At 60.6% G+C, this 25,995-nt stretch carries 28 protein-coding genes and 2 tRNA genes; 4 read left to right on the top strand and 26 right to left on the bottom strand.

Annotated elements, in window-relative coordinates:
- Positions 1 to 158: 158 nt before the first annotated feature.
- From F3J41_RS03330 to F3J41_RS03230, 21 genes are all read right to left on the bottom strand, one after another.
- Positions 159 to 1,391: a beta-ketoacyl-ACP synthase gene (locus tag F3J41_RS03330; protein ID WP_166710256.1), complete on the bottom strand. Its 1,233-nt coding sequence runs from the start codon at positions 1,389 to 1,391 to the stop codon at positions 159 to 161.
- Positions 1,391 to 2,122 carry a 3-ketoacyl-ACP reductase FabG2 gene (locus tag F3J41_RS03325; RefSeq protein WP_058759685.1) on the bottom strand — a complete coding sequence of 244 codons (732 nt, stop codon included), beginning with the start codon at positions 2,120 to 2,122 and terminating at the stop codon, positions 1,391 to 1,393. The genes F3J41_RS03330 and F3J41_RS03325 overlap by 1 nt, the downstream gene beginning before the upstream one ends.
- Entirely contained in the window at positions 2,122 to 2,595 is a 474-nt protein-coding gene (locus F3J41_RS03320) for a hotdog family protein (RefSeq protein ID WP_021506454.1), read from the bottom strand. The genes F3J41_RS03325 and F3J41_RS03320 overlap by 1 nt, the downstream gene beginning before the upstream one ends.
- Positions 2,588 to 3,745, bottom strand: a complete 1,158-nt coding sequence (locus tag F3J41_RS03315; protein WP_059010479.1) for a beta-ketoacyl-[acyl-carrier-protein] synthase family protein — start codon at positions 3,743 to 3,745, stop codon at positions 2,588 to 2,590. Before F3J41_RS03315 ends, F3J41_RS03320 begins: the two co-directional genes overlap by 8 nt.
- Positions 3,742 to 4,317: a DUF3261 domain-containing protein gene (locus F3J41_RS03310; RefSeq protein WP_059010480.1), complete on the bottom strand. Its 576-nt coding sequence runs from the start codon at positions 4,315 to 4,317 to the stop codon at positions 3,742 to 3,744. Before F3J41_RS03310 ends, F3J41_RS03315 begins: the two co-directional genes overlap by 4 nt.
- Complete coding sequence (locus F3J41_RS03305) at positions 4,314 to 6,635, bottom strand: MMPL family transporter (RefSeq protein ID WP_166709928.1); 2,322 nt, start codon at positions 6,633 to 6,635, stop codon at positions 4,314 to 4,316. Before F3J41_RS03305 ends, F3J41_RS03310 begins: the two co-directional genes overlap by 4 nt.
- Complete coding sequence (locus F3J41_RS03300; protein ID WP_166709926.1) at positions 6,601 to 7,212, bottom strand: outer membrane lipoprotein carrier protein LolA; 612 nt, start codon at positions 7,210 to 7,212, stop codon at positions 6,601 to 6,603. Before F3J41_RS03300 ends, F3J41_RS03305 begins: the two co-directional genes overlap by 35 nt.
- A complete protein-coding gene (locus tag F3J41_RS03295; RefSeq protein ID WP_166709924.1) occupies positions 7,209 to 7,625 on the bottom strand; it encodes a thioesterase family protein in 417 nt (138 codons plus the stop codon). Before F3J41_RS03295 ends, F3J41_RS03300 begins: the two co-directional genes overlap by 4 nt.
- Positions 7,618 to 9,312 carry a glycosyltransferase family 2 protein gene (locus F3J41_RS03290; protein ID WP_166709922.1) on the bottom strand — a complete coding sequence of 565 codons (1,695 nt, stop codon included), beginning with the start codon at positions 9,310 to 9,312 and terminating at the stop codon, positions 7,618 to 7,620. The genes F3J41_RS03295 and F3J41_RS03290 overlap by 8 nt, the downstream gene beginning before the upstream one ends.
- Positions 9,306 to 9,653 (bottom strand): hydroxymyristoyl-ACP dehydratase, encoded by a 348-nt coding sequence (locus tag F3J41_RS03285; protein ID WP_058780771.1) that lies wholly within the window; start codon positions 9,651 to 9,653, stop codon positions 9,306 to 9,308. The genes F3J41_RS03290 and F3J41_RS03285 overlap by 7 nt, the downstream gene beginning before the upstream one ends.
- Positions 9,640 to 10,968, bottom strand: a complete 1,329-nt coding sequence (locus tag F3J41_RS03280; protein ID WP_166709921.1) for an AMP-binding protein — start codon at positions 10,966 to 10,968, stop codon at positions 9,640 to 9,642. Before F3J41_RS03280 ends, F3J41_RS03285 begins: the two co-directional genes overlap by 14 nt.
- Positions 10,965 to 11,525 carry a hypothetical protein gene (locus F3J41_RS03275; protein WP_058769599.1) on the bottom strand — a complete coding sequence of 187 codons (561 nt, stop codon included), beginning with the start codon at positions 11,523 to 11,525 and terminating at the stop codon, positions 10,965 to 10,967. Before F3J41_RS03275 ends, F3J41_RS03280 begins: the two co-directional genes overlap by 4 nt.
- An 8-nt stretch (positions 11,526 to 11,533) precedes the next feature.
- Positions 11,534 to 11,785 carry an acyl carrier protein gene (locus F3J41_RS03270; protein WP_021508262.1) on the bottom strand — a complete coding sequence of 84 codons (252 nt, stop codon included), beginning with the start codon at positions 11,783 to 11,785 and terminating at the stop codon, positions 11,534 to 11,536.
- Positions 11,786 to 11,796: 11 nt separating this feature from the next.
- Positions 11,797 to 12,054, bottom strand: a complete 258-nt coding sequence (locus tag F3J41_RS03265; RefSeq protein WP_021508263.1) for a phosphopantetheine-binding protein — start codon at positions 12,052 to 12,054, stop codon at positions 11,797 to 11,799.
- Positions 12,055 to 12,057: 3 nt separating this feature from the next.
- A complete protein-coding gene (locus F3J41_RS03260) occupies positions 12,058 to 12,858 on the bottom strand; it encodes a 1-acyl-sn-glycerol-3-phosphate acyltransferase (protein WP_166709919.1) in 801 nt (266 codons plus the stop codon).
- A complete protein-coding gene (locus tag F3J41_RS03255) occupies positions 12,848 to 13,579 on the bottom strand; it encodes a beta-ketoacyl synthase chain length factor (RefSeq protein WP_166709917.1) in 732 nt (243 codons plus the stop codon). Before F3J41_RS03255 ends, F3J41_RS03260 begins: the two co-directional genes overlap by 11 nt.
- Positions 13,580 to 13,772: 193 nt before the next feature.
- Positions 13,773 to 14,162 (bottom strand): hypothetical protein, encoded by a 390-nt coding sequence (locus F3J41_RS03250; protein ID WP_058759697.1) that lies wholly within the window; start codon positions 14,160 to 14,162, stop codon positions 13,773 to 13,775.
- Between the two features lie 236 nt (positions 14,163 to 14,398).
- A complete protein-coding gene (locus tag F3J41_RS03245) occupies positions 14,399 to 15,769 on the bottom strand; it encodes an efflux transporter outer membrane subunit (protein ID WP_166709915.1) in 1,371 nt (456 codons plus the stop codon).
- Positions 15,766 to 16,857, bottom strand: coding sequence for an HlyD family secretion protein (locus F3J41_RS03240; RefSeq protein ID WP_166709913.1), 1,092 nt, complete (start codon positions 16,855 to 16,857; stop codon positions 15,766 to 15,768). The genes F3J41_RS03245 and F3J41_RS03240 overlap by 4 nt, the downstream gene beginning before the upstream one ends.
- On the bottom strand, positions 16,854 to 18,539 hold the full coding sequence (locus tag F3J41_RS03235) for an MFS transporter (protein ID WP_166709911.1): 1,686 nt from the start codon (positions 18,537 to 18,539) through the stop codon (positions 16,854 to 16,856). Before F3J41_RS03235 ends, F3J41_RS03240 begins: the two co-directional genes overlap by 4 nt.
- 2 nt (positions 18,540 to 18,541) lie before the next feature.
- Positions 18,542 to 18,973 carry a MarR family winged helix-turn-helix transcriptional regulator gene (locus F3J41_RS03230; RefSeq protein WP_058769594.1) on the bottom strand — a complete coding sequence of 144 codons (432 nt, stop codon included), beginning with the start codon at positions 18,971 to 18,973 and terminating at the stop codon, positions 18,542 to 18,544.
- A 477-nt stretch (positions 18,974 to 19,450) separates the two neighbouring features.
- On the opposite strand from F3J41_RS03230, the gene F3J41_RS03225 reads away from it, so the two are divergent.
- Together F3J41_RS03225 and F3J41_RS03220 are read left to right on the top strand one after the other, a co-directional pair.
- Complete coding sequence (locus tag F3J41_RS03225; RefSeq protein ID WP_058759735.1) at positions 19,451 to 19,708, top strand: biofilm/acid-resistance regulator YmgB/AriR; 258 nt, start codon at positions 19,451 to 19,453, stop codon at positions 19,706 to 19,708.
- A 151-nt stretch (positions 19,709 to 19,859) separates the two neighbouring features.
- Positions 19,860 to 21,359 (top strand): SulP family inorganic anion transporter, encoded by a 1,500-nt coding sequence (locus tag F3J41_RS03220; protein WP_166709909.1) that lies wholly within the window; start codon positions 19,860 to 19,862, stop codon positions 21,357 to 21,359.
- A 41-nt stretch (positions 21,360 to 21,400) separates the two neighbouring features.
- On the opposite strand, the gene rclA is transcribed toward F3J41_RS03220, so the two are convergent.
- Entirely contained in the window at positions 21,401 to 22,726 is a 1,326-nt protein-coding gene (gene rclA, locus F3J41_RS03215; protein WP_166709907.1) for a reactive chlorine resistance oxidoreductase RclA, read from the bottom strand.
- Between the two features lie 138 nt (positions 22,727 to 22,864).
- On the opposite strand from rclA, the gene F3J41_RS03210 reads away from it, so the two are divergent.
- Entirely contained in the window at positions 22,865 to 23,728 is an 864-nt protein-coding gene (locus F3J41_RS03210) for a helix-turn-helix domain-containing protein (RefSeq protein WP_058769591.1), read from the top strand.
- A 110-nt stretch (positions 23,729 to 23,838) separates the two neighbouring features.
- Entirely contained in the window at positions 23,839 to 24,009 is a 171-nt protein-coding gene (locus F3J41_RS03205; RefSeq protein ID WP_058769590.1) for a hypothetical protein, read from the top strand.
- A 207-nt stretch (positions 24,010 to 24,216) separates the two neighbouring features.
- On the opposite strand, the gene F3J41_RS03200 is transcribed toward F3J41_RS03205, so the two are convergent.
- From F3J41_RS03200 to F3J41_RS03185, 4 genes are all read right to left on the bottom strand, one after another.
- Positions 24,217 to 24,657, bottom strand: a complete 441-nt coding sequence (locus tag F3J41_RS03200; RefSeq protein WP_166709905.1) for a hypothetical protein — start codon at positions 24,655 to 24,657, stop codon at positions 24,217 to 24,219.
- 17 nt (positions 24,658 to 24,674) lie between these two features.
- Positions 24,675 to 25,403, bottom strand: coding sequence for a hypothetical protein (locus F3J41_RS03195; RefSeq protein ID WP_247656240.1), 729 nt, complete (start codon positions 25,401 to 25,403; stop codon positions 24,675 to 24,677).
- 381 nt (positions 25,404 to 25,784) lie between these two features.
- A tRNA-Leu gene (locus tag F3J41_RS03190) sits at positions 25,785 to 25,870 on the bottom strand.
- An 11-nt stretch (positions 25,871 to 25,881) separates the two neighbouring features.
- Positions 25,882 to 25,955, bottom strand: a tRNA-Cys gene (locus tag F3J41_RS03185).
- Positions 25,956 to 25,995: the final 40 nt, after the last annotated feature.

Raw genomic sequence — 25,995 nt, 5'->3', positions numbered from 1 at the left:
ATGCAAACTATACTGAGAATCATTATTATTGCGGTTTGCGATTATGCGCAGCGTACAGCCAAATGCAAGCGAAATCCGGCGGTGTACCACCGCCAGACGCATCATCGGGGGAAGAATATTCCCGCCGGACGACGGGAATGCTGGGTAAACGGAGCGAATCAGGCGTCGCGCCAGCGTTTAAACACCAGCGAGGTGTTGATGCCGCCGAACGCAAAGTTGTTTGACTGGATATAATCGGTCTGCAGCAGACGAGGCTCGCCGGTGATGTAATCCAGCTCGCCGCACTCGGCAGCAGGCTGGGTCAGGTTCAGCGTGGGCGCAAACCAGCCCTCACGCATCATCTCGATACTCATCCAGGCTTCCAGCGCGCCACAGGCACCCAGCGTGTGACCGAAGTAGCTTTTCAGCGACGAGATCGGCGTGCGGTTGCCAAAAATCGCTGCCGTGGCCAGGCTCTCGGCGATATCGCCGCGATCGGTGGCGGTACCGTGCGCGTTGATGTAACCAATCTGCTCTGCCGTAACCCCTGCGCTGTCCAGCGCGCGCTGGATACAAATCTGCATGGTTTCACGCTGCGGCTGGGTGATATGGGCCGCATCACAGTTGGTGTGGAAGCCGACCAGCTCAGCATAGATGGTCGCGCCGCGCGCCTGCGCATGTGCCAGCGACTCCAGAATCAGCGTGCCCGCGCCTTCGCCAATCACCAGGCCGTCGCGCTGCTGATCGAACGGTGCCGGTGAGGTGTGCGGCGCGTCGTTACGCTGACTGGTGGCAAACAGCGTGTCGAACACCGCTGCTTCCGACGGGCACAGCTCCTCAGCGCCGCCGGCGACCATCACCGTCTGGTAGCCATGACGAATCGCTTCCCATGCGTAGCCGATCGCCTGGCTGCCGGAGGTGCAGGCGCTGGATGTCGGAATCACGCGGCCGCGCAGACCAAAAAACAGCCCGGCGTTTACCGCCGTGGTGTGCGGCATCATCTGCACGTAGGTGGTGCCGGTGATGTTGTTGGTGTGCTTTTCCGTCAGCATGGTGGCGAATTCGCTCACCGGACCGGTGCTGCCGGTCGAAGACCCATAGGCGATGCCGGTTTCACCACTGGTCAGCACCGGATGGTCAATCAGGCCGGCCTGCTCCAGCGCCAGCTCGGTGGCACGCGTCGCCAGCAGTGAGACGCGGCCCATGGCGCGGATGCGTTTACGCGTGTAGTGCGGCGGCAGCGTGAAGTCATCGATCGGTGCGCCCAGCAGCGTGTGCAGGCCATCATAGACTTGCCACTCCGGCATTTTACGTACCGCATTCTGGCCCTGTTTAATGCGCTGCGCCACCGCGCTCCAGCTCTCACCGAAAGCGGTGACGCCGCCCATACCGGTAACCACTACCCGCTGCATCACAACATCCCTCCGTTGATGGAAATCACCTGCCGCGTAACGTAGCCAGCGATATCCGACATCAGATAGCTGGCCAGGCCAGCGACTTCGTCTGCCGCGCCCATGCGTTTCATCGGAATAATTTTCAGCGCTTCGTCGATTACCTGCGGCTCAAGATCGGTCATGCCGGTATCGATCAAACCTGGCGCAATACAGTTAACGGTAATTTTGCGTTTCGCCAGTTCAATCGCCAGCGCTTTGGTGGCGCCGATGATACCGGCCTTGGCCGCGCTGTAGTTGACCTGTCCGCGGTTGCCCATCATGCCGGATACGGAAGAGAGGGTAATGATGCGTCCGCCCTGGCGCAGGCCGATCATCGGCATGACGCAGGGATGAATCACGTTGTAAAAGCTGTCGAGGTTAGTGTGGATCACGCTGTCCCATTCGTCTTCGGTGAGCGCCGGAAAAGCACCGTCGCGGGTAATGCCCGCATTGCTGATCACTCCATAATAAGCCCCGTGCGCGGCGATATCCTGCTCCAGCGCGTTACGCGTGGCTTCCCGCTGTGCCACGTCAAACTGCAGCGTGCGGCCGCGGCCGCCTGCGGCAACGATCTGCGCCAGCGTCTGCTGCGCACCGGCGGCGTCGCGGTGGTAATGCACCACAATATCAAATCCGTCGGCGGCCAGACGTAAAGCCATGGCACGGCCAATACCTTTACTGGCCCCGGTTACTAATACGCTGCGGGTCATCACTCGGTTCCTTGTTGCGCTAATCGGGTTAATTCGTCGTCATCGGGCTGGTAGGTGTTCAGTCGTCCGCTGGCCAGCAGGCTGGTGCCGCAGCGGATCTCGCCCTCAAAACTGCCCAGCTTGTCATCGCGCATCAGCAGGTGCATCTCAATCTGCAACGCACTGTGTGCCGCGAAGGTGGACGCACTGGCGCGATAGCCGCGCCCGCCCAGCAGCATGCCGGGGCGGATGTCACTGGCACCGCGCTGGCGGGCATGAAAACCGGACCAGACGCCCACGGTCTGCGCCATAATCTCGACGCCAAACCACGCCGGCAGCTCGCCCTGCGGCGTGAGAAACGGTGCCAGCACGCCGTGCGGGCTCACCGTGACTGCACAGACAACACTGTCTGGCGTGACATCAAGCACGCGCTCAAGCAGCAGCAGCGGCGCGCGGTGCGGCAGGTAATCGCCCACCGGCAAAAAATCATTCATGCGAAGATCCTACAATCAGGCAGGTATTGTTCCCGCCAAAGGCAAATGAGTTGGAGGCAATCACCGGGCGCGCCAGCGGCTGTGTCACCGTCAGCAGTCCACAGGGCGGCAGCGTACTATCCTGCGTCGCGTGCGAAAAATCCTGCGGCGGTAGCGACAACTGTTGCTGGATAATCAGGGCCGCCAGCGCCGCTTCGGTGGCGCCTGCTGCGCCCAGCGTGTGGCCGGTGAGGTGCTTAGTGGAACTGCACGGCACGGCGTCACCGAACAGACGGTGAATCACCGCCGCTTCAACCTGATCGTTCAGCGGCGTGGCGGTACCGTGCAGATTAATATAGCCCACCTCGTGCGGCTGCAAACCGGCCTGCTGCAGCGCCATGCGCATGGCGGCTTCCGCGCCCACGCCCTGCGGATGCGGCGCTGACATGTGCCAGGCATCTGACGATTCACCGCAACCCAGCAGCGCCAGCGGCTGCGGCTCGCGCGTCAGCAGCAGCAGCGCCGCCGCTTCGCCAATCGAAATACCGTCGCGTCCGGCGCTGAACGGTGCGCAGTGATGTTCCGACAGCGAATCGAGGCTGGCAAAGCCGTTAATCGGCATGCGGCTGAGCGAGTCCGCACCGCCCACCAGCGCTACGTCGGCCAGACCGGCAGCAATCAGCCGCGCCCCGCTAATGATGGCGCGCGCGCTGGAGGAGCAGGCAGTAGAAATCGTGTACGCCGGGCCATCCAGCTGCAGATAGTGCGCCAGAAAGCGCGACGGATCGCCCAGTTCCTGCATCCGGTAGTCATAACCGGCATGGCCGCCGTCCGTCTGCCGATCGCCCTCATCCACGCCGGAAGTACTGGTGCCCAGCACGATGGCCACGCGGGCGCGACCATAGCGCGTAATCGCCTCATCCAGCGCTGGCTGGCACTGCTGCAGCGCCGCCAGCAGCAATCGATTGTTGCGCGTATCATGCGCCGCCAGTTCAGCCGGTACCGGCGGCAGCGCGCCCGGCACTTCACCCAGCCAGCAGCGCTTGCCCTGCGCTAACCAGCCGTCACGCGGCTGCATGCCGGGCGCTGTGCCCTGCTGTAGCTGGGCGGCAATCTGCGCCAGGCTGCTGCCCAGCGCATTGACCATGCCAAAAGCCGACAGGTAAATCATGAGGAGGCGTCCAGATGCTGGATGTGAATCTGATAGCCAAAGGCGCGCTGATCGACGCTAATCGGCTCACGCTGTTCCCCGCGCTGCAGATAATGAATCTGGCTGATCAACTGGCCGGAGGCATCGCGCAATTCGCGCCGGTCGCCCACATCGCGTAGCGTCCAGCCGGACGGCAATTGCGGCTGCCACGCGCTGACCGGCCAGTAGCTCAGCATAATATCGGCCAGCACCTGGCTGGCTGGCGGCAGGTCGGGCAGCGCCATCATCTGCTGGGTATGAATCCCCTGTTGATCGTAAGTGACGCGGAATAGCCGGATGCCAAGCGACGACAGCCCGGCCAGCGAGATCTGCTGCGCATCCGCGCTGAGCAGCACCAGCAATGACTGGGTTTTGCCCTTCACGCGCCCGGTCAGCAACTGCTGCTGCTGAAAGCCGGGCGAGATGCCCGGTGCCGGCAGCGTGACGCGCACGCCGGGTTTGAGCCAGGCCGTGGGCCGGCTGGACTCGTCATGGTGAGACGCACACCCGCTCAGCAGCAGGCTGAGCGCCAGCAGTAACGCACCCATTCTCATCGTGATTTCCTTTTTCCGCCCGCCAGCGCCAGCGGCGCCAGTAAAAATGCACAAAAAATTCCGCTGCACAGCACAGTACCAAAGCTGCTGATGGCGCTGGTGCTGCTGAATACCAGCATGCCCAGCGTCAGCAGCGTGGTCATCATCGCCAGCGTCACCGCCAGCATCGACGTCAGCGGCGTGCCGCGCGGATTACTGAAAAACAGCGTGTAATTGATGCCAATGCCCAGCACCAGAATCAGCGCCAGCAGCGCAAACAGATTCAGACTGGCACCCAGCCAGCCGAGCGTGGCCAGCGCGGCCGCCAGCGACAGCCATGACGGCAGCGCGCTGCGCAGCCCGGCTTTGAGGCCAAGGCGCAGGGTGTAGCTGACGGTGATCAGCAGCAGCGCCAGCGCCAGCAGGCCGCTTAGCAGCGTGCGCCAGAAGCCAAACAGCTCATCGTAACGGGCCTTGCGATCAACCCAGCTCACACCTGCCTGCGCTGTCGCCAGCTTTTGCAGCGCGGCACTGTTCTGCACGCCGCTCACCGGGACCAGCACGCTGCTGCGTCCGTCAGGCAGCGAAAGCCACAGCAGCCGCCAGCCTTCACTCAGCGGACTCGCCAGCCACGCCTGCACGCTGACCGGCATCGGCTGCAGACTGGCCTGCGCCGGACGAATACCGGCCTGTTGCAGACGCGCCATGATGGTCGGGGCCGCCTGCTGTAACAGCGCGACATCCTGCTGCTGCTGTTCCAGCGTGCTGAGCGGCAGCAGGCGATAGCTCGCCAGCCAGCCCTGCTGCTGCGCGCGCTGCAGTTCGGGCGCCAGCGCATTAAGCCGCTGCAACACCTGCTGCTCGTTATCACCCCAGACGACAAACCAGGTTTGATCGGCCTGTTGCCCGGTGAGCTGCGCCAGCTGGCGATCCTGCGCCAGCAGCTGCGCCGGCGCGCTCTGCAGATGAGCAATATTATCGTCGACGCGCAGCTGTAAGATGCCGCTCAGCGCGTAAAGGGCTACCAGCAGCGGTAACCCGACGCGCAGCCCGCGCTGGCGGCGCCACGCGGCCAGCCAGCGCGCCAGCCACACCATCGCTGGCACCGGTCGCACCGGCAGGCCGCGCACCAGCCACGGATAGAAACAGATCACCGTCAGGCACGAGGCGCTCAGGCCGCTGGCGGCAAATACCGCCAGCTGGCGCAGCCCGGGAAACGGTGCCAGCAGCATCAGCAGCCAGGCGATCGCCGTGGTGCCCAACGCCAGCAGCAGCGTACCGCGCACTTTATGCAGACTCTGCCACGGTGTGGCGTGCTCGCCGTGCACCATGCGTTCCGTCAGGTAGTACAGCGTATAATCGGCCGAGATGCCGACAATACTGAGACTCATCACCAGCGTGGTGAGATGCAGCTCACCAAAAAACAGCAGCGTGAACACGGTGCCGGCCATCGCCCCGATGGCTACCGACAGCGCGCTCAGCGCCAGCGGCCGCAGTGAGCGAAACACCAGCCACACCAGCAGCAGTAAACCGCCCAGCGTCACACTGCCCAGCGTGGCAACATCATGCTGCGCGCGCTGGCTGGCATCGTCGCTGAACAGCACCGTGCCGCGCGTCAGCAGCTGCGCCTGCGGCCAGCGCTGTCTCAACTGCTGCTCAAGCTGATGCAGCGCGCTGACCAGCTGATGGCTCTGCGCCATGCTGAAGGCGTTATGTACCAGTTCGCCGTGCAGAAAATACCAGCGGCGCTGCTGCGCATCGCTGACCGTCAGCCAGCCGTTGTGCAGCACCATTTTGCTGGCGTTCTGCTGCAGCGCCAGCTGCGCGCCACGCACCAGCAGCAGCGGGTCACCGGCAAGCTCTTTGCTGCTCACCCCGGCAAACGCCGAAAACAGCTGCGCCAGAATCCAGTCGGCCTGCGCGCCGCCGCCGTGCTGCAGTCGCGCACGCGTCAGCGGATCGATCAGCCCGTTGCGATGCTGATAAGCAAAGCTTCCCCAGCGCTGCAGCTGATCATCATCCAGCGCGCCGCTGACCTCACTGAGCATCGGCAGTGCCCGGAGCTGCGCCTGCCACCACGCGGCGGCGGCGTCACCGTCCGCACCGGGCGCACTCACCAGCCACACCAGCTGGCGGTCGAGCCGCTGCATAAACCCCTGCTGAATCTCTGCCGGCGCCTGGCCAAGATTCTGCTGCGGCAGCAGAGCCAGCACGCTGCTGTTAATGTGGCTGCGCGGCAGTAACCAGGCCAGCGCCAGCATCAGCAGCAGACAGACGGCCAGCCAGGCGCGCGCGGCAAAAATCTCACTGCGCTGCGGCAAAACGGGCTCGCTCTTCATCAGTCAGTTGGCCGGGCTGCGTACGGGTATCGCTCAGGGTGATTTCCGTTTTATCGCCCTGGCGGTCGTCCAGCGTGATGCGGTTGAGATACGCCGCACCCTGCAGATCGATGCGGTTGAAAATCTTATTCAGCGGTGCCGCTTTCGGCGTCAGGCTCAGCTGCCAGCCGTCGCCACCGTCATCACGGAAATTGAGCTCAAAATTCTCGCGCAGTACCTGCTCATCCGCCTGGAACAGCGCGCGCAGCAGATGGTTAAACTGGAACATCTGCGGATTGCTGTCTGCGGTGATCACCTGTGGCGGCTGGCCGCTCATGCTTTGCACCATACGGTGATCATCCAGAATCAGCGTCATCGGGAACGGTGTCGCCTGGTGCCACCACAGCCCCTGCTGCTGAGCAATCAACAGCTGGCCGCGCGACACCAGCGGCTGCGCCATGCCGGCGATGCTGCGCACCTGAACAAAGCTGGCACGAATCACCGGCTGGCTGGCAAAGCGCTGCTGTAGCTGTTCCAGCGTCACCGCGCTGGCGCTGGCGCTGAGCAGCGTCAGCAGCAGGCAGAACAGACGAATCATGATGACACCCCCAAACGCTGCAGCAGAATATCCGGCGAGACAAAGCACATCTCCTGCGTGCTGGCGCTGACCGCCACCTGCAGCGTGTGCGCTTTGGTGGTCACCTGCCCGGCAGCGTTACGGATGACATAATCGATGCGCAGCCGGTTTTCATATTCGCTGATGCTGGCTTCAACACGAATGGCCTCTTCACAGCGCAGCGGCAGGCGGTATTTAACCCGGGTATCGACCACCGGCCAAGCGTAGCCGCTGGCGCTCATCTCTGCATAGCTGTAGTTGATACTGCGCAGCAGCGCTTCACGCGCCACTTCAAAGTAGCGGAAATAGTTGCCGTGCCACACCACGCCCATCGGATCGCAGTCATGAAACGAGACCACCCGTTCAATCTCCGCGCGCCAGCTTGCGTCACGCATCGCGTTGCTCCTCTTCGGGCAGAGCCCAGAAATCGTAAAAGTTAAACCAGTCCAGCGGTGCCAGCAGGGCATGATGCTGCAGGCGCGCAGCGTAGCGATCGACCGCCGCCTGCAGCGCCTGCTGTCGCCCGTTGCGCGGCAGCGGTAAAGGATCGGCAAAGGCCTCGCAGTGCACGCGCAGTTTGCCCTGCTGGCGCAGCGCGAACATCAGCAGCACCGGACAGCGCAGCGCCGCCGCCAGCACAAAAGGTCCCTGCGGGAACGGTGCCGGTTGGCCCATAAATTCACTCCACACCACGCGCCGTTCGCCGCCGCGCTGACGCTGCACGGCGGTGCGGTCGCCAACGATGGCCACCCACTCACCGGCATCCAGCTTTTGCTGCAGTAAAATTGCGGTGTCCGGGCCGATATCACTGACCGGCAGCAGATTGACGCCCGCCTGCGGCGCAATGCTCTCCAGCACCGCGCGGAAGCGCTGGGCGTTGTCGGTGAATACCAGCGCGTTGATCACCAGACCGCTGACCTGCTTCGCCATCGCCCGGCAGGCTTCGATATCGCCCAGATGCGAGGCGAGAATCAGCTGGCCTTTGCCTTCAGCGCCGCGAATCACCGCTTCCGCACCGGGCGCGAAGTCGATATCGCGTCCCCATTGCAGGTCACCGCGCCAGCTGGCGACTTTATCCAGCATGCTGTTGCCAAAACGCAGGAAGTGGCAATAGCTGCTGAGCGGCCGCGGCAGCGCAATCTGCTGTTGATGCGCCACGGCCTGTACGCGCGTCAGCCACTGCTGCGACGCCGCCCGCGCCGCGCGACCGCTGAGCCAGTACACCGCCACCACCGGCCACAGCAGCAGAATAAACGGCAGGCGGCCGGCACGCTGGTACAGCCACAGCATAAAGCGCAGCCCCCACTGGCCGCGGCGCTCTGGCGTCGCTGCCCAGTGCGCCTGCTGACGCCGGCGGGATAGCAGCTGCGGGATGCGTGGCAGCATGCCAAAGAACAGACGGGTGTGCATCCACGAGATACGCAGGTTGTCATGCAGCGCGTCAAAGTGTGAGACGCCGCTCGGCGGATAGGTCACGCGCGTGCGGATAAACCGGCTCGGCGTGCCCTGCCAGTAGAGGCGCACCATGATCTCGGTGTCAAAATCCATGCGCTGGCCGATAGCGCGGCGATCGCACAGCTCAAGCGACGCTGCCAGCGGATAGACGCGGAAACCGCACATGCTGTCTTTCAGCGAAAACGACAGCGTTTCCACCCATACCCAGAAATGGGTGATGTAGCGTCCATAGAGCCGGGATTTCGGGATTGAGGCATCGTACTGCGGCTGGCCGGAGATCAGGCAGTGCGGATAGCGTTCGGCCTCTGCCAGCATGCGCGGTGTGTCCTCCACCTGATGCTGTCCGTCGGCGTCCAGCTGCAGCGCATGACTAAAGCCCGCGGCCGCGGCGGCGCGCAGTCCGGCAATCACCGCCGCTCCCTTACCCTGGTTGTGCGGCAGCGTCAGCACCCGGAGCTGCGGCGCATCCAGCGCAGCGATATGCTGTTTGGTCCGGGCATCGCTGCCGTCGTCGACCACGATCACCGGCAGGTTGAACGGGGCCAGCCGCGCCAGCACCGACGCCAGCATGGCACCGTGGTTGTAGCAGGGAATCAGCACGCAGGGCGCAAAAGAGGCACTCAGCACAGGCGAATCTTCCCGCTGCTGGCGACCTCAGCCTGCGCACCGCGCAGCAGCGCGTAGCGAAAACTTAGCAGCGACTTTTCCGGCAGCCACTGCAACTGCAGCTCCAGCTGCGCATCCGGCGGCACCGGCTGCTGGAATTTGATATTTTCAATCGAGGCAAAGCTCTTACCCGGCGCGAGGCGCGTCAGGCCGTAGTGCAGTACCCAGTCAAGCTGCGCCACTCCCGGCAGAATCGGCAGCGTCGGGAAGTGGCCGCGAAACCACAGCAGGTCGGCAGCCGCCAGCAGGCGCAGGGTGAGCGTGTCGTCCTGCTGTTGCGCGTCTAATTCAACCGGTAACATCAAACAGTTCCTCTATCTGCGGCCATGCGCGTTTGCTCTGCGCCGTGACCGGAATTGCCGTCACCACCCGCCAGTAGCGCGGCATGGCGACCGGCTCCAGCCAGGGTTGCAGCGCGCGTTTCCATTGTTGTTTACGCTGGTGCAGCGTGGCGGCGTCTGGCAGCTGCGGCAGCGCCAGCACCACCGCGATGGCATGGCGGCCGTGACGCTGAATCGCCAGCGCGGCGGCATCTTCCACACCAGGCAGCGCCAGCAGGCGACGCTCTACTTCGCTCAGCGACACGCGCTTGTCTTCAATTTTCACCACCCGATCCTGGCGCCCTGCCAGCCGAAACTGGCCCGACGGCTGCTGCACGATACGATCGTCCAGCGCACAGCCCGCGCGGCTCTCCAGCAGATCGGAGAAGACCTGCCAGCGCTGCGGCGCGATCTCGCGCAGCGAAACGTGGGGGAAACACTGCCACAGCGCAGCGTCATCGCTGGCCCGGCGCCACGCGATCACCCCGGTTTCGGTACTGCCATAAATTTCATCCACTGCGCAGTCCAGCGTTTGCTGCGCGCGTTGCGCATCCGCGCCCGGCAGCGCGCCGCCCGCGGAGACAATCAGTGCACAGGGCGGCGCCACCAGCGCCGTGTCCAGCCGGCGCAAAAACGCCGGGCTGCTGATAAAGGCGTAGCGGCGATCGGCACGCTGATCCGCCAGTTGCTCACCATAAAAAATTTGCTGCGCGGCGAACGGCAGGCCGAGCGCCATCGGCAGAATAATGCGAAAACTCAGGCCATACAGATGCTGATGGCTTACCGAGGCAATGACGTGACACGCCTGCAGACGCGTGCCCCACAGATCGGCCAGCCACTGGGCTTCGAGATCCATGGCGCGCAGTGATTTGACCACGCGACGCGGCGTTCCGGTTGAGCCGGAGGTGAACAGCACCAGACTCGCCTGCGCCGCTATCTCTGGCAGCGCGCCCTGCGCCAGCGCGCCGTCCCAGCGTAGCTGTGGCAGGGTGACCGCCAGCGGCATATCGCTGATCACGCCATCAAGACTGTCGTGCATCTCTTCCAGCTGCGCTGCGCGGCAGTGGCCGGGGATGACCGGCGTTTTGCCGGCGTACCAGCTCGCCAGCAGCGCCACGGTAAAGTGGTAACTGTTGTCAAAGCACAGCGCCCAGCGTGCGCCAGGCTGCGCCTGTAGCTGATGGGTTAAGCCCAGCACCTGCTGCCGCATCTGCGCCAGCGTATGCTGCTGTTGCCCCTGCCAGGCTACGAGACGATCGGCGCCGTGCAGCCAGTCGCGAATCGCCACGGCCTTCATGCGTGTTTCCTCATGCGCTGACGCAGCAGCCATTCGCCGCCCATCAGCGCGCCCATCAGCACATAGCTGATGCACCCGTTCCAGAGTGTCCATAGCCGGATATGACTCAGCAGGCAGGTAGTCAGGGCCACGCTGCCGTTGAAAATAAAAAACCCGCACCACACCTGCGTCACGCGTCGGGTATAACGAACGGCACGCGGCGGCAGCTGAGGTTCACGCAGGCGCGCCAGGCGCTCTACCAGCGGCATCGGGCTGAACAGCGACGCGGCGAACAGCAGAAGCAACAGGCCATTCACCACCACCGGATACCACAGCAGCAGATGCTGCGCCCGCAACACGATACTGGCGAGAGACAGCAGGCAGCCGATCAGCGCCAGCAGCAGCAGCGTGCGGTTCAGCGCGCCCTGCGCCTGACGCAGGCTCCAGATACGCGCCGCAAACACCAGCGCCAGCAGCACCAGCACGCCGCGCCACTGCGGGTGAGTCAGCGCCAGCCATACCAGCAATGGCCAGGCGATCAGCGCCAGCGCGCTCAGCAGCTGCAACAGCCTGTGCATGGCGTTTATCAGGCCTGGTCGCGCATCAGCTGGTCGACGGCGTCAACCACGTCCTGTACGGTGCGCACCGCGCGGAAGGCTTCTGGCTTGATCTTACGCCCGGTGCGTTTTTGCAGATGCACCACCATGTCAACCGCATCAATACTGTCGAGTTCGAGATCTTCATACAGGCGAGCGTCCGGGCGGATCTCGTCCGGATCAATTTCGAACAGCGTAGTCAGCAGCGTCGCCACTTCCTGGTAAATATCTTGTTTATTCATGTCGACGGTTCTCAGGCTTGCTGTTGTTCAACAAAAGCGGCCAGCGTGGCCACGGAAAAAAAGTGCGCCCGCAGCGTTTCGCTCTCGGCGGAGAGCTGCACGCCGAAGCGGTTTTTCACCGCCAGTCCCAGCTCCAGCGCATCGATCGAGTCGAGCCCCAGCCCTTCGCCAAACAGCGGTGCATCGCTATCGATATCATCCGGACTGATATCTTCCAGATTCAGCGTGTCGATAATCATGGTTTTAATGTCGTCAATCAGTGCTTGCATAACTTACTTTGTCTCTTCAGGCACCAGCGCCTGTTGCAAATAACGCGTCAAACGGCGCGCGGCCAGCGGCTGCGCATCCTCATCCGCTTCGTGAAAGGCGTGGCTGGCAATACGCGATTGTACGCGTACCGTAAAAACCGGTTTAACCAGCGGAATCTGATACCAGCGGCTTTGCTTGTCGAGCATACGCTGGGTACAGGTGATATGAATCACGCGCAGATCGCATCCGGCGCGCACCGCAATATTTGCCGCACCGCGCTGCAGTTGCAGCGGCTGGCCGTAGCGGGTGCGCGTCCCTTCGGGGAAAATCAGAATGGTATCGCCGCGTGCCAGCCGCTGCTGGCTATCCGGCAGTAGCGTCTCCGCCTCGCTGTTAATCAGGTAATCGGCTGATTTAATAACGCCGCGGAAGAAAATGTTGTGCTGCAGGTCGGCCTTCACCAGGCAATCCATCTCGGGTAACAGCGAGGCGATCATCACGTAATCGATCAGCGACGGATGGTTAGCGACAATCAGGCAGCCGCGATCCTGACGCAGCGCTTCTGCGCCCAGCATCTGATAGTCATACACGCCGACAAAACGGCAGAAGCGCAGAAAGCAGCGAAAGCTCCATGCAATGCTGCGGCGCGCGATCTGCCGCCGGCGCAGACCGTCACGCTGAATCAGCAGCAGCAGGTTGAACCAGATCAGCGACAGCAACAGACCGCCAATGCTGAACAGGCTAAAGCAAAGCGCGGTCATCACCAGCCGCCAGTAATAGTTGCCACTGCGCCGCTGGCGCATCGGCATAGCGTTATCCGCCATGAGCACGCTCCCAGCGCCACTGATGACGCTCGCCGGCCAGGGTGAAATCCGCCGTCTCGCTCAGCATTGCATGCAGAAACTGCAGGCTCTGCGGTAGCGCATCGGGCTGAGAGCGGGCGGCGGTCGCCGTACAGCGCCACGCTTCGCCGGCGCGCAGCAGCAGCGCAACCGCGTAGGGTGCATTAAAAGTAGCGATCTCCGGCAGCCACGGCCGGTAGTAGTCGGGCACCACCCCGTCAAAATCCACCAGCAGCACCTGCTGGTAACCGGCCTGATGCAGCGTGCTGACCTCAAGCAGGCCCTGCTGGAAGCTGTCGATGCCGGCAGAAATTGACGATGACACTAACGGCTGACGTGCGGCGATGGTCAGGCTGCCGACCGCCGAGTTGTGCACGGACATTGCGAAGTCGGTGGGGGATAGCGGCTGGCCGTCCGCGAGCGTACGCAGAATACGCAGATTGCGTTCCAGTTCGCCATGGCGGCTGGTAAACACCACGGCGTCAACCGACTGTCGGGCCAGCAGCGCAAGGCCGCACTCAACGGCGGCACGGCTGCCGGGGCTGAGACGACGGGCAGTCATCATCGGTAAAAACTGAGGTTTGGCGATAGCCAGGCAGGCATCCAGTACCGGCGCGTGTTGCGCCCAGCGCTGCCAGTCGTCGGCGCTGCTGTGGCCCGGCGCGATGGCATGCCAGTCAACAAGGGAGTAAGCGAGTTTCATACCTGCATTCTTTCTTCAGCCTCAGGGATGGTCAGATTTTCGCTGCGCGGCATCCCTTCCCTGCTCTCTATTCCAGTCATCCGCCTCACGCGGATGTCGCCGAGTTCTCAGGCGAACATCGGGTCCGCCTGTTTCTATTTCGGCAGCGTGCCGGCTAACTTTACGATTAACTGTTAGCGGCGCGCGTGATGACTTATTTTACCGCCTGCACCGCCAGACGGGTCTGGATGCCCTGGTTCAGGTTCTGAATCCAGCGGTTATAGTTACGGTGAATCTGGCCACTGCCTGCTTTCAGATTGGTGCTGCTGACGTAATCAATGCGGTAGCTGTTAGCAGTGTAGGTGATACGGATATTCGCCGTGTGGCCGCGTTCTGCCAGCAGACCATTCATCACGCCCGGACCCGCCGGTGAGATCACCCAGTGATTGGCCGCGCCAGCTTCCACGATAGCGCGCTGCATCTGCTGATCGCTGTAGCTCTGTGCGACCGTCTGGCTGACGTTCTGGATCGGTGCCGTGCGCGATGCACAGCCGGTGATTAATACCGCTGCAACCAGCAGTGCCAGCGTGGCTTTTTTATTCATCATTTCCTTTTCTTCCCCTGTCATGGCAAGCCGCGCAACCACGCGGCCGTGCAGGCAACAACCCCTGCATAGTTCCGTTCAGACTGTGTAAAGCGCCGCGGATAATACCACTAATTGTAAAGACAAGTAAAAAAAAGCATGAACCACTTAAGTTCGGGCTGGTGCTGTTGTGAAAGCGGGGTGAACGGGCTTAAGACGTCATTTATAACCGCAGCCAGGCGGCTGCGGCATGATGATCAACCCTGCCAGCCGCCACCAAGTGCGCGGTAGAGATCGATTTGCGCCAGCAGCAGCGTGTTTTTCACCGCCACAATATTCAGCTGGGTGCTGAACAGCGTGCGCTGCGCATCAAGCTCATCGAGATAGGACGCATAGCCATTCTGATAACGGTTGCGCGCAATCCGCCACGCCTCGGCAACGTAGCGCTCCTGCGCCTGCAACTCTGTTAGCTGCTGCTGGCTGCGCGTAATGGCATCCAGCGCGTTATCCACCTCGGCAAAGGCGTTGCGCACCACCCTTTCGTAGCCGTACAGCGCCTGGTTGCGCGACGCCATCGCCACATCCACCTGCGCGGTCAGGGCTTCGCGGTTGAGCAGCGGTGCCAGCACGCTGCCGCCGATGCTCCACAGGCGGAACGGATTATCCAGCAGATCGTGTAGCTGGCTGCTCTGCAGCGTGCCGGACGCCGTCAGGTTGAGCGATGGCAGCAGCTGTGCCTGTGCCGCCGCCAGCGACGCGTCGCTCGCCAGCAGCAGGCGCTGCGCCTGGACAATGTCAGGCCGGCGATTCAGCAGCTGCGACGGCAGCAGCGACGGCAGTGCGTGTGGTCGCAGCTGGTCGAACTGGCTGCTGCGCGCAATCTGGCGCGGATTCATGCCGACCAGAATGCTGAGCGCGTTCTCCTGCTGGGCGATCTGATGCTGCAGCTGGGGAATTTGCGCTTTCGCCGTCTGATACTCCGATGCCGCCTGCATCCATTCCAGCCGCGAGGTATAGCCGGTTTCGAACTGACGCTGCGCCAGATTCAGCGAGTTCTGCCGCGTTTCCAGCGTGGCCTCGGTGACGCGCAGCTGCTCGTCGAGCGCGCACAGGCTGAGGTAACCGGACGCGACCGAACTGGCCACCGTCAGCTCGGCTGCCGAGGCCGCCGCACGCTGCGCCGCCAGCGTGGCTTCCGCCGCGCGGATGCTGTTGCTGCGGCTGCCCCATAAGTCGACCTCATAATTCGCCTGCAGCAGTCCCTGAAATACCGCACTTTCGTACGGCTGACCGGTCGCCGCTGACAGCGCACGCTGATGGGTTGCCGCCACGCCCGCCGACAGCGTCGGGAAGTTGTCGCCCTGCGCAGCGCGCAGCTCGGCGCGATACTGATCGACGCGCGACCGGGCAATGAGAATATCGCTGTTGTGCTGCAGCGCCTGGTTTACCAGCCAGTTGAGGCGATCATCACCAAAGCTGCGCCACCACTGCGCTTCCGGCGCGGCGGCGGGCCCGACCTGCTGGCGCCAGTCGGGCGGAATCGGCAGCGATGACGGCGCCTGCTCCACTTCGCGGGCGCAGCCGGTCAGCAGCAGCGCGATGAGCACCGCGAGTAACGGCCGCTTCATAACGCATCCCGGTGTGGTTCGGCGGCGGTATCAATGTCGACTTCCACCGACATCCCGGGCCGCAGCTGCTGCAGATCGTCACCAAGAATTTTGATGCGCACCGGAATGCGCTGGGCGATTTTCACGAAGTTACCGGTGGCGTTATCTGGCGAGATGGCGCTGAACTCAGATCCGGCGGCGGGCGAGATAAACTCAACGCGGCCGTCAAAGCGCTTGCCGTCCAGCGCATCAACGCGGATCGACACCGGCAGGCCGGGGCGCACGCGCGCCAGCTGGGTTTCCTTCAGGTTGGCAATCACCCATTTATTATCCGGCACCACCGAGGTCAGCCGCGTGCCGGCAGTAACGTAGGTGCCTTTGCGCACCGACAGCTGACCGAGCTGGCCGCTGTCCGGCGCGATAATGCGCGTGTTGTCCAGATCGATATTGGCCAGCTCCAGTGCCGCCTGCGCGCTGGCTACGTCGCCGGCCAGCGCCGCGCGGTTAACGATAGTGGTTTGCAGATTCTGCTGCGAGACCGCCACCTGCGCCGCCGCCTGGCGCAGCTGGGCCTGAGCCTGCGCATTGGCTGCGCGCGCGGCGTCACGCTCGCGTACCGACAGCGAGCCATCCGCCGCCAGATTTTCCACCCGCCTCAAATCCAGACTGCTTTTCAGCGCCTGCGCTTTGGCATTCTCCAGCGCGGCTTTATTGCTGGCGATTGTGGCCTCCGCACTCTTCTGCTGCTGCTGGTTGTTATTCTGCGCGGCAATCTTCATCGCCAGCTGTGCCTGCGCCTGATGCACGCGCTGGCGATAGATACGATCGTCAATGGTCATCAGCAGCTGTCCTTTGCGCACCGGCTGCAGATCCACCACCTCAACGTTCGTCAGGTAGCCGCTGACCTGCGGGCTGATAAAGGTCACCTGGCCGCGCACGTAGGCGTTTTCCGTTGACTGGATGGTGCTGGTGAAGGGCCACAGCTGCCAGGCGTATAAGATCACCAGCACGCCCACGATGGCGATACCGCTCCCGGCGGCGATAGAGAGAATGCGTCGGCGGTTGGTGCGCTCGCGCTCCGCAGCCTGTAGATCGTCCTGTTGACTCATGGGGTCTCCGTTCGGTTTGCTGGCGCAGCCTGCTGCTGTTGCTCAGTCAGATTATGTCGCGCCTGGCGCCAGTTGAGATAACGCAGCCGCGTCAGGCGCCACAGCACCCACATCAGCGTTACCATTGCCAGCGCGGCAGTCAGTAAATAGGTATCGTTATAAGCCAGCACGTTGGCCTGCAGCGTGGCCACGGTTTGCAGCTGACTGTTGCTCTGCGCGCTGAGCAGGCCGCTGTCCGCCAGCTGGCTGCGAAACAGCGCGCTGTACTGGCTAAGGCGATCCACCACATTGGGATCGAGCAGCGACAGCTGATCGCCCAGCAGGCTGGAGTGATATTTTTCGCGCCACGTCTGGAAGGTGCCGAGAATGGCGGAGCCAATCAGCCCGCCAAGATTCTGGCTCATGCCAAACAGCACGACAAAACTCACCAGATTTTTCGGCTGAGTCACCACGCCGCCGATGCCAAGCAGCATCGCTGGCCCAAGGAAAAAGGCACTGCTGAAACCGAGCAGAAACTGGCTGAAGTAGAGATTGCTGGCGCGCGTCAGCGGGCTGGATTGCGCATCCATCAGCGAGGCGACAATCATTACGGCCAGCGAGACCACGATTGGCCAGCTCAGATGGTTGGGTTTGATGGTCAGCGCGCTGGCAATCATGCCGCAGATCACGCCCGCAATGATCGCCAGCGCCAGCCCGCGCATCTGATCGTTGAGCAGGCCCAGCTGCTGCAGAAAGCCCACCGCGCCGGTATTCTGCTCGGCCAGCACGATGCGCATCATGATCATCACGATGCCGAGCCGCACGATCATGCCATTGCTCAGCCAGCGGGTGTTAATCAGCGGGTTAGCGCGGTTATGCTCCAGCACCACCGCCGCGACAATCAGCACCAGCGCCAGCGCCAGACAGACACCAAGCCAGGGTGTGCTGAACCACCACTCAATGCGCCCGAGCGACAGCACGCCGCACAATAACGCCATGCCCAGTGCCAGCAGCATAAATGTGACGAAATCGAGCTTTTCGAACGCTTTGATACGGTCGCCCGGCGGCAGCTTGACCACCAGCACGCAGCCCAGCGCAATCATCGCCAGGCCCAGCTCAAACAGATAGAGGCCGCGCCACTCCTCCAGCTGCAGCAGCTCGCTGGAGAACAGCCGCGCCAGCGGAATCGCCAGCTGTGAGGCGGTGATACCAATCACCAGCGCTTTGAGACGGTGCTTCGCCGGCCAGGCCTGGATCTGATAATAGATGCCCAGCGAGCTGAGCGCCGCGCCCACCATGCCGTGCGCGGTACGCACGATAATCGCCGAGCTGAGATCGTTAGCGAGGATGTGAAAAAACGCCACGATGACGTACAGCACCAGAAAAGCTTCGGTAAACAGCCGCAGACCAAACTGCTGGCGGAACTTCACCAGCAACAGATTAATGGAGATATTGCCCATCACGTAGACCGCCGGCAGCCAGGCAATTTCGTTGCTGTATGCGGCGAAGGTGCCCTGCAGATTGGTGAGGTTGGCGGTCACCAGCGCATTACTCAGCGCGCCGGTAATGGAGATCAGCAGGCCGATCAGGCCAAACGCGATGCGTTTCGATGGCGCATGCAGCGGTGTCGAGGGCGATCCCGGCAGCATCGGCTTTTCGTGCGGCAGCCATTCGCGAGGGGCATACGGGTTACGTTTCGCCACGGCTATACGTTTCCTAAGCGTTCAAGCAGCTGCTGCAACACATTTTCGGTCACTGCCAGCGCGGCGGGATCGATATCGGCCAGCAGCTGGGCGCGCAGCGCATCCGCCTGCGTTTTTACCGTAGCGAACGCCTCGCCGCCCTGCTCGGTTAACACCAGCAGGCGCTTGCGACGATCTTCCTTTGGCTGCACCCGTGCCAGCAGCTGCTGTTTCACCAGCCGATCGACCAGCGGCACCACACTGGCTTCCTCCAGCCCCAATAGCTGTGCCAGCGCCTTTTGCGTCGGCGGTTCACTGGCGGTCGCTACGCTGGCAATTGCCAGCCAGCTACTCATACTCAAACCGCTCTCTTTCAGGCGACGATCAACCGCCAGCCGCCACGCATGGGCAGTAAGATGCAACAGACGGGAAAACGGTTGTGGATGGTCAGTCAAAGCGTAGCGGCCTAATGGTTAGAGTTCTAACTAAATGGGAGGGTTATTATAAGCTAAGCGACGTACGAATGAAAAGTTTGCTTACATCAGCAAATTTAGTCGTGCTGCGCGCAGATTACCAGTTTCACTTAAGTTGCAAAAAGGCCGATCAGGCCGCGTGTACAGCTTGCCTGTATAACTTTTTTCGGCAAAATACTCCATATTATTGAGTAAATTAGCCTGATAAGCACGAAATGCACAAGCCACCGCTTGTACAGATTAGGGGTTACTGTATAACTTTAGCCGCCATGAATCGGTTAACGATTCGGTAACGAATGATGCAGTTGCGTCGCCTCTGAAGGTGTTGTGGATTTCCACCTTCAGAGGTGTCTTTTTGTGTTGGGTGGTGAGTCAGGTTTTTCGCGCCTGTCCGCGCGGAAATATTTCATCCTGGTTGTGCTGGCCGCTGGGCCATCAGCCAATCTTAAGGGCTTACACATGCAAAATGCTGTCAACAGCAGCGATGTCCTCGCTGACAATTTCAAACAGGCCGTTAACAGTGAAACCAATGAGATGGAAGTCCTGGGCCATCTCATTGCTGAAATCCTGCACAGCGGTATGCCGGTGACCAATAAGGCCATTATTGCCGCCCTGATTGGCCGGCTGGAGCAGGAAGCCGATGTCGTCCAGCTGGATGTCTACCGTCACCTGCTGGAGCTGGTGGTTCACCAGACTCCGGATGATTTTTCGCTGTAGCCGCAGCGGATTCCAGGGATGGAATCAACCCTATCGCCCCGTTTTACTGGCGCCTCGCGTCATCCCCCGGTAACATCACCCGCGTTAACTTTTCCACTAAATATTGCTATGCCGTGACGGCATGCGCATCCAATAAAAGAGCCTGCAACAGATGAGTCAAACTGCCGATCGCCCCGCAGCCACAGCGAGCGACATCACGGTCGCACGTGTGCTGCGTTCACCCTCTCTTTTCACCCGCGAGTGCCTGGCCGGGGTGATTACCGCCCTGGCGCTGATACCGGAAGTGATTTCGTTCTCCGTGATTGCCGGCGTCGACCCTAAAGTCAGTCTTGTCGCTTCGGTGGTGCTGTGCCTGACGCTGTCGATTCTGGGAGGACGGCCAGCGATGGTCACCGCGGCGGCCGGTTCCGTCGCGCTGGTGATCGGACCGATGGTGCACGCGCATGGCGTGGAGTACATTCTGCCGGCGGTGATCCTCGGCGGTATGATTCAAATCATTTTCGGCCTTGCCGGGCTGTCGCGCATGATGCGCTATATTCCGCGCTCGGTGATGATCGGCTTCGTTAACGCGCTGGGAATACTGATTTTCTTTGCGCAGGTGCCGCACGTCTGGGGCGAGTCGGGTCTGGTGTGGCTGCTGTTCGCCGCCACGCTGGCCATCGTGCTGCTGCTGCCCAAAGTGCTTAAAAGCGTGCCTTCGCCGCTGGTGGCTATTGTGGTTGTCACCGCTGTCGCGCTGCTGCTGGGCTATCGCGTGCCCAACGTCGGCGATGAAGGGCCAATGCGCGCCGGCCTGCCGGATTTCAATACCCTGCTGGTACCGCTTAATCTGCACACGCTGCAGATTGTCTGGCCCACCGCGCTGTCGGTCGCCTTCGTCGGCCTGATGGAATCCCTGCTGACCGCTAAACTGGTGGATGACATGACCGATACGCCTTCCGGCAAGCGGCGTGAATCCTGGGCGCTGGGCGTCGGCAATATTCTGGCAGGCTTTTACGGCGGTATTGCCGGCTGCGCGATGATCGGCCAGACCATTGTTAACGTTGAGCTGGGCAAGGCGCGTACCCGGGTGTCCACCGTGGCCGCGGCGCTGGTGCTGCTGTTGCTGGTCACCGGTCTGAGCCAGATCATGGCACAGATTCCAATGGTGGTGCTGGCGGGCATTATGATGGTGGTCGCGGTAAAAACCGTGAACTGGCACAGCCTGCAGCCGGCCACGCTAAAACGCATGCCGTGGTCGGAAACGCTGGTGATGGTGCTGACTGTCGCTGTCACGGTGTGGACCGGTAACCTCGCGCTTGGCGTGCTGGTGGGCGTGATGCTCGCCATGATGCTGTTTGCCCGCCGCATCGCTCACGTGATCCATGCCGAACGTCAGCTGAGTGACGATGGCCAGCAGGTGCACTACACGGTGCGCGGACCGCTGTTTTTCGCCAGCAGCAACGATCTGTTTGAGCATTTTGACTACGGCCACGATCCGCAGCGCGTCACCATCGATTTGACCCACGCGCAGATTTGGGATGCCTCCAGCGTGGCGGCGCTCGACGCCATTGAGTACCGCTACCAGCGGCACGGCGCCAGCGTCACCTTCACCGGTCTGGATAACCGCAGCAGCGATTTCCGCGATCGCCTGAGCGGTAATCTCGGCTAAATCTGCAATCGGGACGCCCGGTGCGGGCGTCCTTTTCGGCATTATTTCACCAGGGCAAACAGATCATTGAGCGATTCGCTCATGGTTGGGTGGGTAAAAATCTGGTCACGCAGCACGCTATACGGCAGCCCGGCATCCATTACCGTTTTCACGATGTTAATGACTTCATGCGAGTCCGCTGCCAGCAGCGCCACGCCGAGAATCTGCTGGCTGCCATTATCAACCACGGCTTTCAGCATGCCACGGGTGTCGTCAACAACGCGCGCACGCGGAATCGCGGCGACCGGCAGTGTCACCACCTGAATATCCCGCCCCTGCGCGCGCGCCTGCGCTTCAGTCAAACCAATGCGTGATAACACAGGCGTCATAAACACGGAATACGGGATGTTAATGCGGTCTTCGGTGGTGCGCGTGCCCTTGCCCAGCAACTGATCGTAAACGATGCGGAAATCATCAAGCGAAATATAGGTAAACTGTGGCCCGCCGGTAACATCGCCCAGCGCCCAGATATGATCAACAGAGGTTTTAAGCTGTTTATCGACACGCACCGCGCCGCGCGCATCGGTCACCACTCCCGCGTTTTCCAGTTTCAGTGCCTTCGTCGCCGGGCGACGGCCCGTGGCGACCAGCAGCACATCGACTTCACGATCGCCCTGTGCGGTATGCAGCGTCACGCTGTCGCGACCGCTGGTTACACGCTGTAATGCAGTGTTGAGCTCGAGCTTAACGCCCTGCTCCTGCAGGATCCCGGCTATCGCCGCACCGATATCATCATCTTCCCGCGCCAGAAATTGCGGTGCACTTTCAAACAACGTCACTTCGCTGCCAAAACCGGCAAACATGGAAGCAAACTCAACGCCAATATAACCGCCGCCAAGGATCCCCAGCCGCTGCGGCAGTTGCGTTAATTTCAGGATCCCGCTGCTGTCAACCACGCGCGGTCCGGGAACTAAGCCTTCCAGCACAGGAAACACCGCTTCGGCACCGCTATTGATAAAAATTCGCTCAGCATGAATCTGGCTGACCTGCTGTGAGGAGGTGATTTTCAGCGTGTGGGCATCCACAAATTCCGCCTCACCATCAATGATATCGACCTGCGCAATGGCGGCCAGGTTGAGGTAATTCTTCTCACGCAATAATTCTACTACTGCCGCTTTGCGCTGCATGGCATCGCTGAAACTGGCATGATGTTGCACATCGTGTACCAGTGCTTTCGTTGGGATACAGCCAACATTAATGCAGGTGCCACCATACATTGCGCGGGATTTCTCGATGATCGCGACGCGCCAGCCGGCGCGACCCAGAGCCGCCGCCAGCGTTTTACCTGCTTTACCAAATCCGATGATTGCTGCCTGATAATGGTTCATGATGTTCTCCATGAGCGTCAAAAGTAGTCATCACCCAAAGCTTACGGTTTGCTGCCGTGCCGTATTTCGCCGCAACGCTGGTATTTTTGTCTTTGCGTCTGAATCAAGCGGGCAGTTCAGGGAAAAGGGAAAAAACAAATGGATCCATTGAGTCAACTGCTGCTGCTGCATAACCCGCAGGGCAGCATAGATAAGAACTGCGTGCTGAGCGGTGAGTGGCAACTGCCGCACAGCGCCGGGCACCTGTGCGCAGTGCGCTGGCATACGGTCACAGGCGGCCCGGTCATGCTGGATATGCCCGTCACTGCGGGTGTCGAACTCACCGCTGGCAGCGTCATATTTCTGCCGCAAAACGCCGCGCATCGTATTTATCAGCGCCATACTCAGCCAACCCAACTGGTATGCGGCCTGCTGGAACTGCCCGCGTCGGCGCATGCTTTCCTCACCGCCCTGCCCGAAGTGCTAATGCTGGCCCCCGAACCCACAAGCAGCGATGGGCGCTGGCTGGCTGCGGTGCTGCCGTTCATCACCCAGAGTGCTGATGCACTGCCAGCTGCTGGTGATGCCGCACTTCGCAGCCAGCAGATTGGCAGCCTGTTCACACTGGCGGTGCGTCATGGGCTCTCAACTCACGCAGCGCACCCTGGCTTACTCTCCGTGGCTCTGCATCCACGTCTTGGCCCTTTAATCACCCAACTGTGCGCCGCGCCGGAAAGGCCGTGGACGGTAGAAGCCATGGCTCAGCAAGTGTTTATGTCCCGCGCTTCCTTCGCGCTGCTGTTCCGCCAGCTCAGCGCTACCACGCCGCTGGCCGTGCTTACCGCCCTTCGTCTGCAGCTGGCCGCTCAGCGACTGGCGCGCGAAACAGCCCCGTTAATCAACATCGCTCTGGCCGTCGGCTACGCCAGCGAATCCTCCTTTCACAAAGCGTTTGTCCGTGAGTTTGGCTGCACACCGGGAGAATACCGACGTCGTGTTGAAACGCTGGCGCAGGACCGCTAAGAGTAAAGAAGAAAACTGTACGCGCTTCGCTTGCGTAAAGGCGTATTCGTGGCTTTGCTTATTTCTCAGTGCGTTAACGATTACTCGGTTCGTAACAGGAGGAGAGCAAGATGAGTGGTTTGATGAAGGCAGCCTTAGCGGCACTGACATTGGTTACCCTGGCCGGCTGTATGCAACACAGCGATGCGGTGGGCAGTGACGGACGTCCACATGCGCCCAGCAAACAGTCAGTGCCTGGCGCCAGCGAAGGCGAAGGCCCGGTCGGCCAGCCACAGGATTGAGATTAGCGGGACAGAAGTTATGTCCCGTTTTTATTTGACTGCATGACGTTGGCTCCATGAATTCCGGCATAAGTGAAGTCATGGTTAACGAGCTGGATCGTCTGGTAAGCGATGCAAAAGCCCTTAACTTCCCCAGTAATCTCGCTGCTAATCGGCAAATCCCGATTGCGATTGCCCACTTCAAGAGATGGCGAATAAATCAGAATTTTATTCCGGCCAGCTGATCATCTCCTCCAGCTGCCTGAGAATGTCCGGGAAGTAACTCTCATTGATAGCCAGTTCGCCCTTTATCTGAATGCTATCAGCATGGTGTTCCGGACGAAGAACATATTCAATAATCACGATATCATCACCCGTGATCTTACTCAGAACCATATTGAGCTGGTTGAGTTGGCTGCGAAAACTAAAAGATTCAATTTCATGGCGGGCCATTACCGCCTCGTAGTATCGAGAAAATGTTGCGCGCAGTTCCTTCAGTTCGCCGACGGTAAACTCAGTCTGAAACTGCACCTTTACTCCGCTGACGGAAAACTCCACATAAGACTTAACCCAGTCCCAGAGGTGATTAACCGGATCGGTTTCGTTATCAACAACACGCTCAAAGGGTGAGATGGTGAAGACGAATCCTTCATTTCTGAAATCAAACATGCGTGCTTTCCTGCCGGTTAATCAAAATATTTAAAATGGGTGATCGTCCAGTCTGACTCTCGCACCACAATCTCAAGAGTGTATTTTTTATACTCGGTTATGTTTAGCTTGCGATTGAGTTTATACATCTCAGTTTCGTAACGAAACATCCCTTCCCCTTTACGGGGATCCGCCATACGCCTGCCGTAACGGATAGCTTTTTCCTGGATATGTAATGGAACATAGCGCCCCGGTTCATACATATGCCGGGCTGCTGTTTCTGTCATTTTAAGGTTACCAGCAGATAAACCGGTTTTTAACCGCGCACGAAGAAACATGATAGTCGCCTGACTAAGTTTCACCCTGACAGCCGCGCGCGTAGAGGTTTCAAAAAGTACGCGGCCCGCGCGAAAAATACGGAAAACGCCAAAAGCGATAAGCGCAATATCGGTGGGATCAATCAGGGGGGCTTCAAGAGGAGCCTCTTCCAGGCGCAGAAAATGGCCCTGTGTATCATATATCTGCCACAGTCCCGGGGCCTGTGCGACTGAATAACCAATACACATGCCACTGGTTTCATCCAGTATGGGTTGTGCGTTATGCGGCAGTGTCCGGAGCCGGAGTTCAAAAAATACATCAGCCGGTAATGGCGACTGGAAGGTGTAATATCTACCCGGTTCTTTCGTTGCGGTTTCTGCAATCATCATCGTTCCCTCGTTTTTTACAAACTTGCGGTAGTACCACTGAATTTCAGAGCGACGACTCAAGATTACTCCCCGTTGCGTCATCAGCAAACCCAAATCATGTGCCCCCACCTCATCTTCGCCCCGGAGCATAACTTTGAGCGGGTAAGAGATAGGTGGCAGAAAATTTCTGGACGTCCTTGTCGTAAAGGCGAGCGGGGACAAGTGCCCACCTCCCCACTATCAATTGCGATCTCTATCATCATTTTCAGCATCAAAATGTTGAACACCTGGCTGCGCATGATCGAAAGAACGTGATGGTTCCAATGGTTGTGGTTGGCGGGCAGAGGAAAACCGTTTGATATTATGAAGTGATATTAGGCAAAATTTTCAGGCACAAAAAAACCGCCCTTGGGCGGTCACGACATTGCTACTTATTGCTTTGATTTTATTCGGTATTAAATATGGTGCCCGGGGCGGGACTTGAACCCGCACGACCATAAGCCGAGGGATTTTAAATCCCTTGTGTCTACCGATTTCACCACCCGGGCAGGGTGTAAACTGGAGGCGCGTCCCGGAGTCGAACCGAGGTGGACGGATTTGCAATCCGCTGCATGGCCACTCTGCCAACGCGCCTTTTAATCTGAGGTGCAAGCCGTCTGCGACGTATTGCAAT

The organism is Pantoea sp. Ap-870, from assembly GCF_011752515.1.
Lineage (GTDB): Bacteria > Pseudomonadota > Gammaproteobacteria > Enterobacterales > Enterobacteriaceae > Pantoea > Pantoea dispersa.
This window is presented reverse-complemented; position numbering and strand designations above follow the sequence as displayed.

Coding starts and splice junctions, on each gene's coding strand:
- F3J41_RS03330 (WP_166710256.1), bottom strand. CDS start 1,391: ATGCAGCGGGTAGTGGTTACCGGTATGGGCGGCGTCACCGCTTTCGGT.
- F3J41_RS03325 (WP_058759685.1), bottom strand. CDS start 2,122: ATGACCCGCAGCGTATTAGTAACCGGGGCCAGTAAAGGTATTGGCCGT.
- F3J41_RS03320 (WP_021506454.1), bottom strand. CDS start 2,595: ATGAATGATTTTTTGCCGGTGGGCGATTACCTGCCGCACCGCGCGCCG.
- F3J41_RS03315 (WP_059010479.1), bottom strand. CDS start 3,745: ATGATTTACCTGTCGGCTTTTGGCATGGTCAATGCGCTGGGCAGCAGC.
- F3J41_RS03310 (WP_059010480.1), bottom strand. CDS start 4,317: ATGAGAATGGGTGCGTTACTGCTGGCGCTCAGCCTGCTGCTGAGCGGG.
- F3J41_RS03305 (WP_166709928.1), bottom strand. CDS start 6,635: ATGAAGAGCGAGCCCGTTTTGCCGCAGCGCAGTGAGATTTTTGCCGCG.
- F3J41_RS03300 (WP_166709926.1), bottom strand. CDS start 7,212: ATGATTCGTCTGTTCTGCCTGCTGCTGACGCTGCTCAGCGCCAGCGCC.
- F3J41_RS03295 (WP_166709924.1), bottom strand. CDS start 7,625: ATGCGTGACGCAAGCTGGCGCGCGGAGATTGAACGGGTGGTCTCGTTT.
- F3J41_RS03285 (WP_058780771.1), bottom strand. CDS start 9,653: ATGTTACCGGTTGAATTAGACGCGCAACAGCAGGACGACACGCTCACC.
- F3J41_RS03280 (WP_166709921.1), bottom strand. CDS start 10,968: ATGAAGGCCGTGGCGATTCGCGACTGGCTGCACGGCGCCGATCGTCTC.
- F3J41_RS03275 (WP_058769599.1), bottom strand. CDS start 11,525: ATGCACAGGCTGTTGCAGCTGCTGAGCGCGCTGGCGCTGATCGCCTGG.
- F3J41_RS03270 (WP_021508262.1), bottom strand. CDS start 11,785: ATGAATAAACAAGATATTTACCAGGAAGTGGCGACGCTGCTGACTACG.
- F3J41_RS03265 (WP_021508263.1), bottom strand. CDS start 12,054: ATGCAAGCACTGATTGACGACATTAAAACCATGATTATCGACACGCTG.
- F3J41_RS03260 (WP_166709919.1), bottom strand. CDS start 12,858: ATGGCGGATAACGCTATGCCGATGCGCCAGCGGCGCAGTGGCAACTAT.
- F3J41_RS03255 (WP_166709917.1), bottom strand. CDS start 13,579: ATGAAACTCGCTTACTCCCTTGTTGACTGGCATGCCATCGCGCCGGGC.
- F3J41_RS03250 (WP_058759697.1), bottom strand. CDS start 14,162: ATGAATAAAAAAGCCACGCTGGCACTGCTGGTTGCAGCGGTATTAATC.
- F3J41_RS03245 (WP_166709915.1), bottom strand. CDS start 15,769: ATGAAGCGGCCGTTACTCGCGGTGCTCATCGCGCTGCTGCTGACCGGC.
- F3J41_RS03240 (WP_166709913.1), bottom strand. CDS start 16,857: ATGAGTCAACAGGACGATCTACAGGCTGCGGAGCGCGAGCGCACCAAC.
- F3J41_RS03225 (WP_058759735.1), top strand. CDS start 19,451: ATGCAAAATGCTGTCAACAGCAGCGATGTCCTCGCTGACAATTTCAAA.
- F3J41_RS03220 (WP_166709909.1), top strand. CDS start 19,860: ATGAGTCAAACTGCCGATCGCCCCGCAGCCACAGCGAGCGACATCACG.
- rclA (WP_166709907.1), bottom strand. CDS start 22,726: ATGAACCATTATCAGGCAGCAATCATCGGATTTGGTAAAGCAGGTAAA.
- F3J41_RS03210 (WP_058769591.1), top strand. CDS start 22,865: ATGGATCCATTGAGTCAACTGCTGCTGCTGCATAACCCGCAGGGCAGC.
- F3J41_RS03205 (WP_058769590.1), top strand. CDS start 23,839: ATGAGTGGTTTGATGAAGGCAGCCTTAGCGGCACTGACATTGGTTACC.
- F3J41_RS03200 (WP_166709905.1), bottom strand. CDS start 24,657: ATGTTTGATTTCAGAAATGAAGGATTCGTCTTCACCATCTCACCCTTT.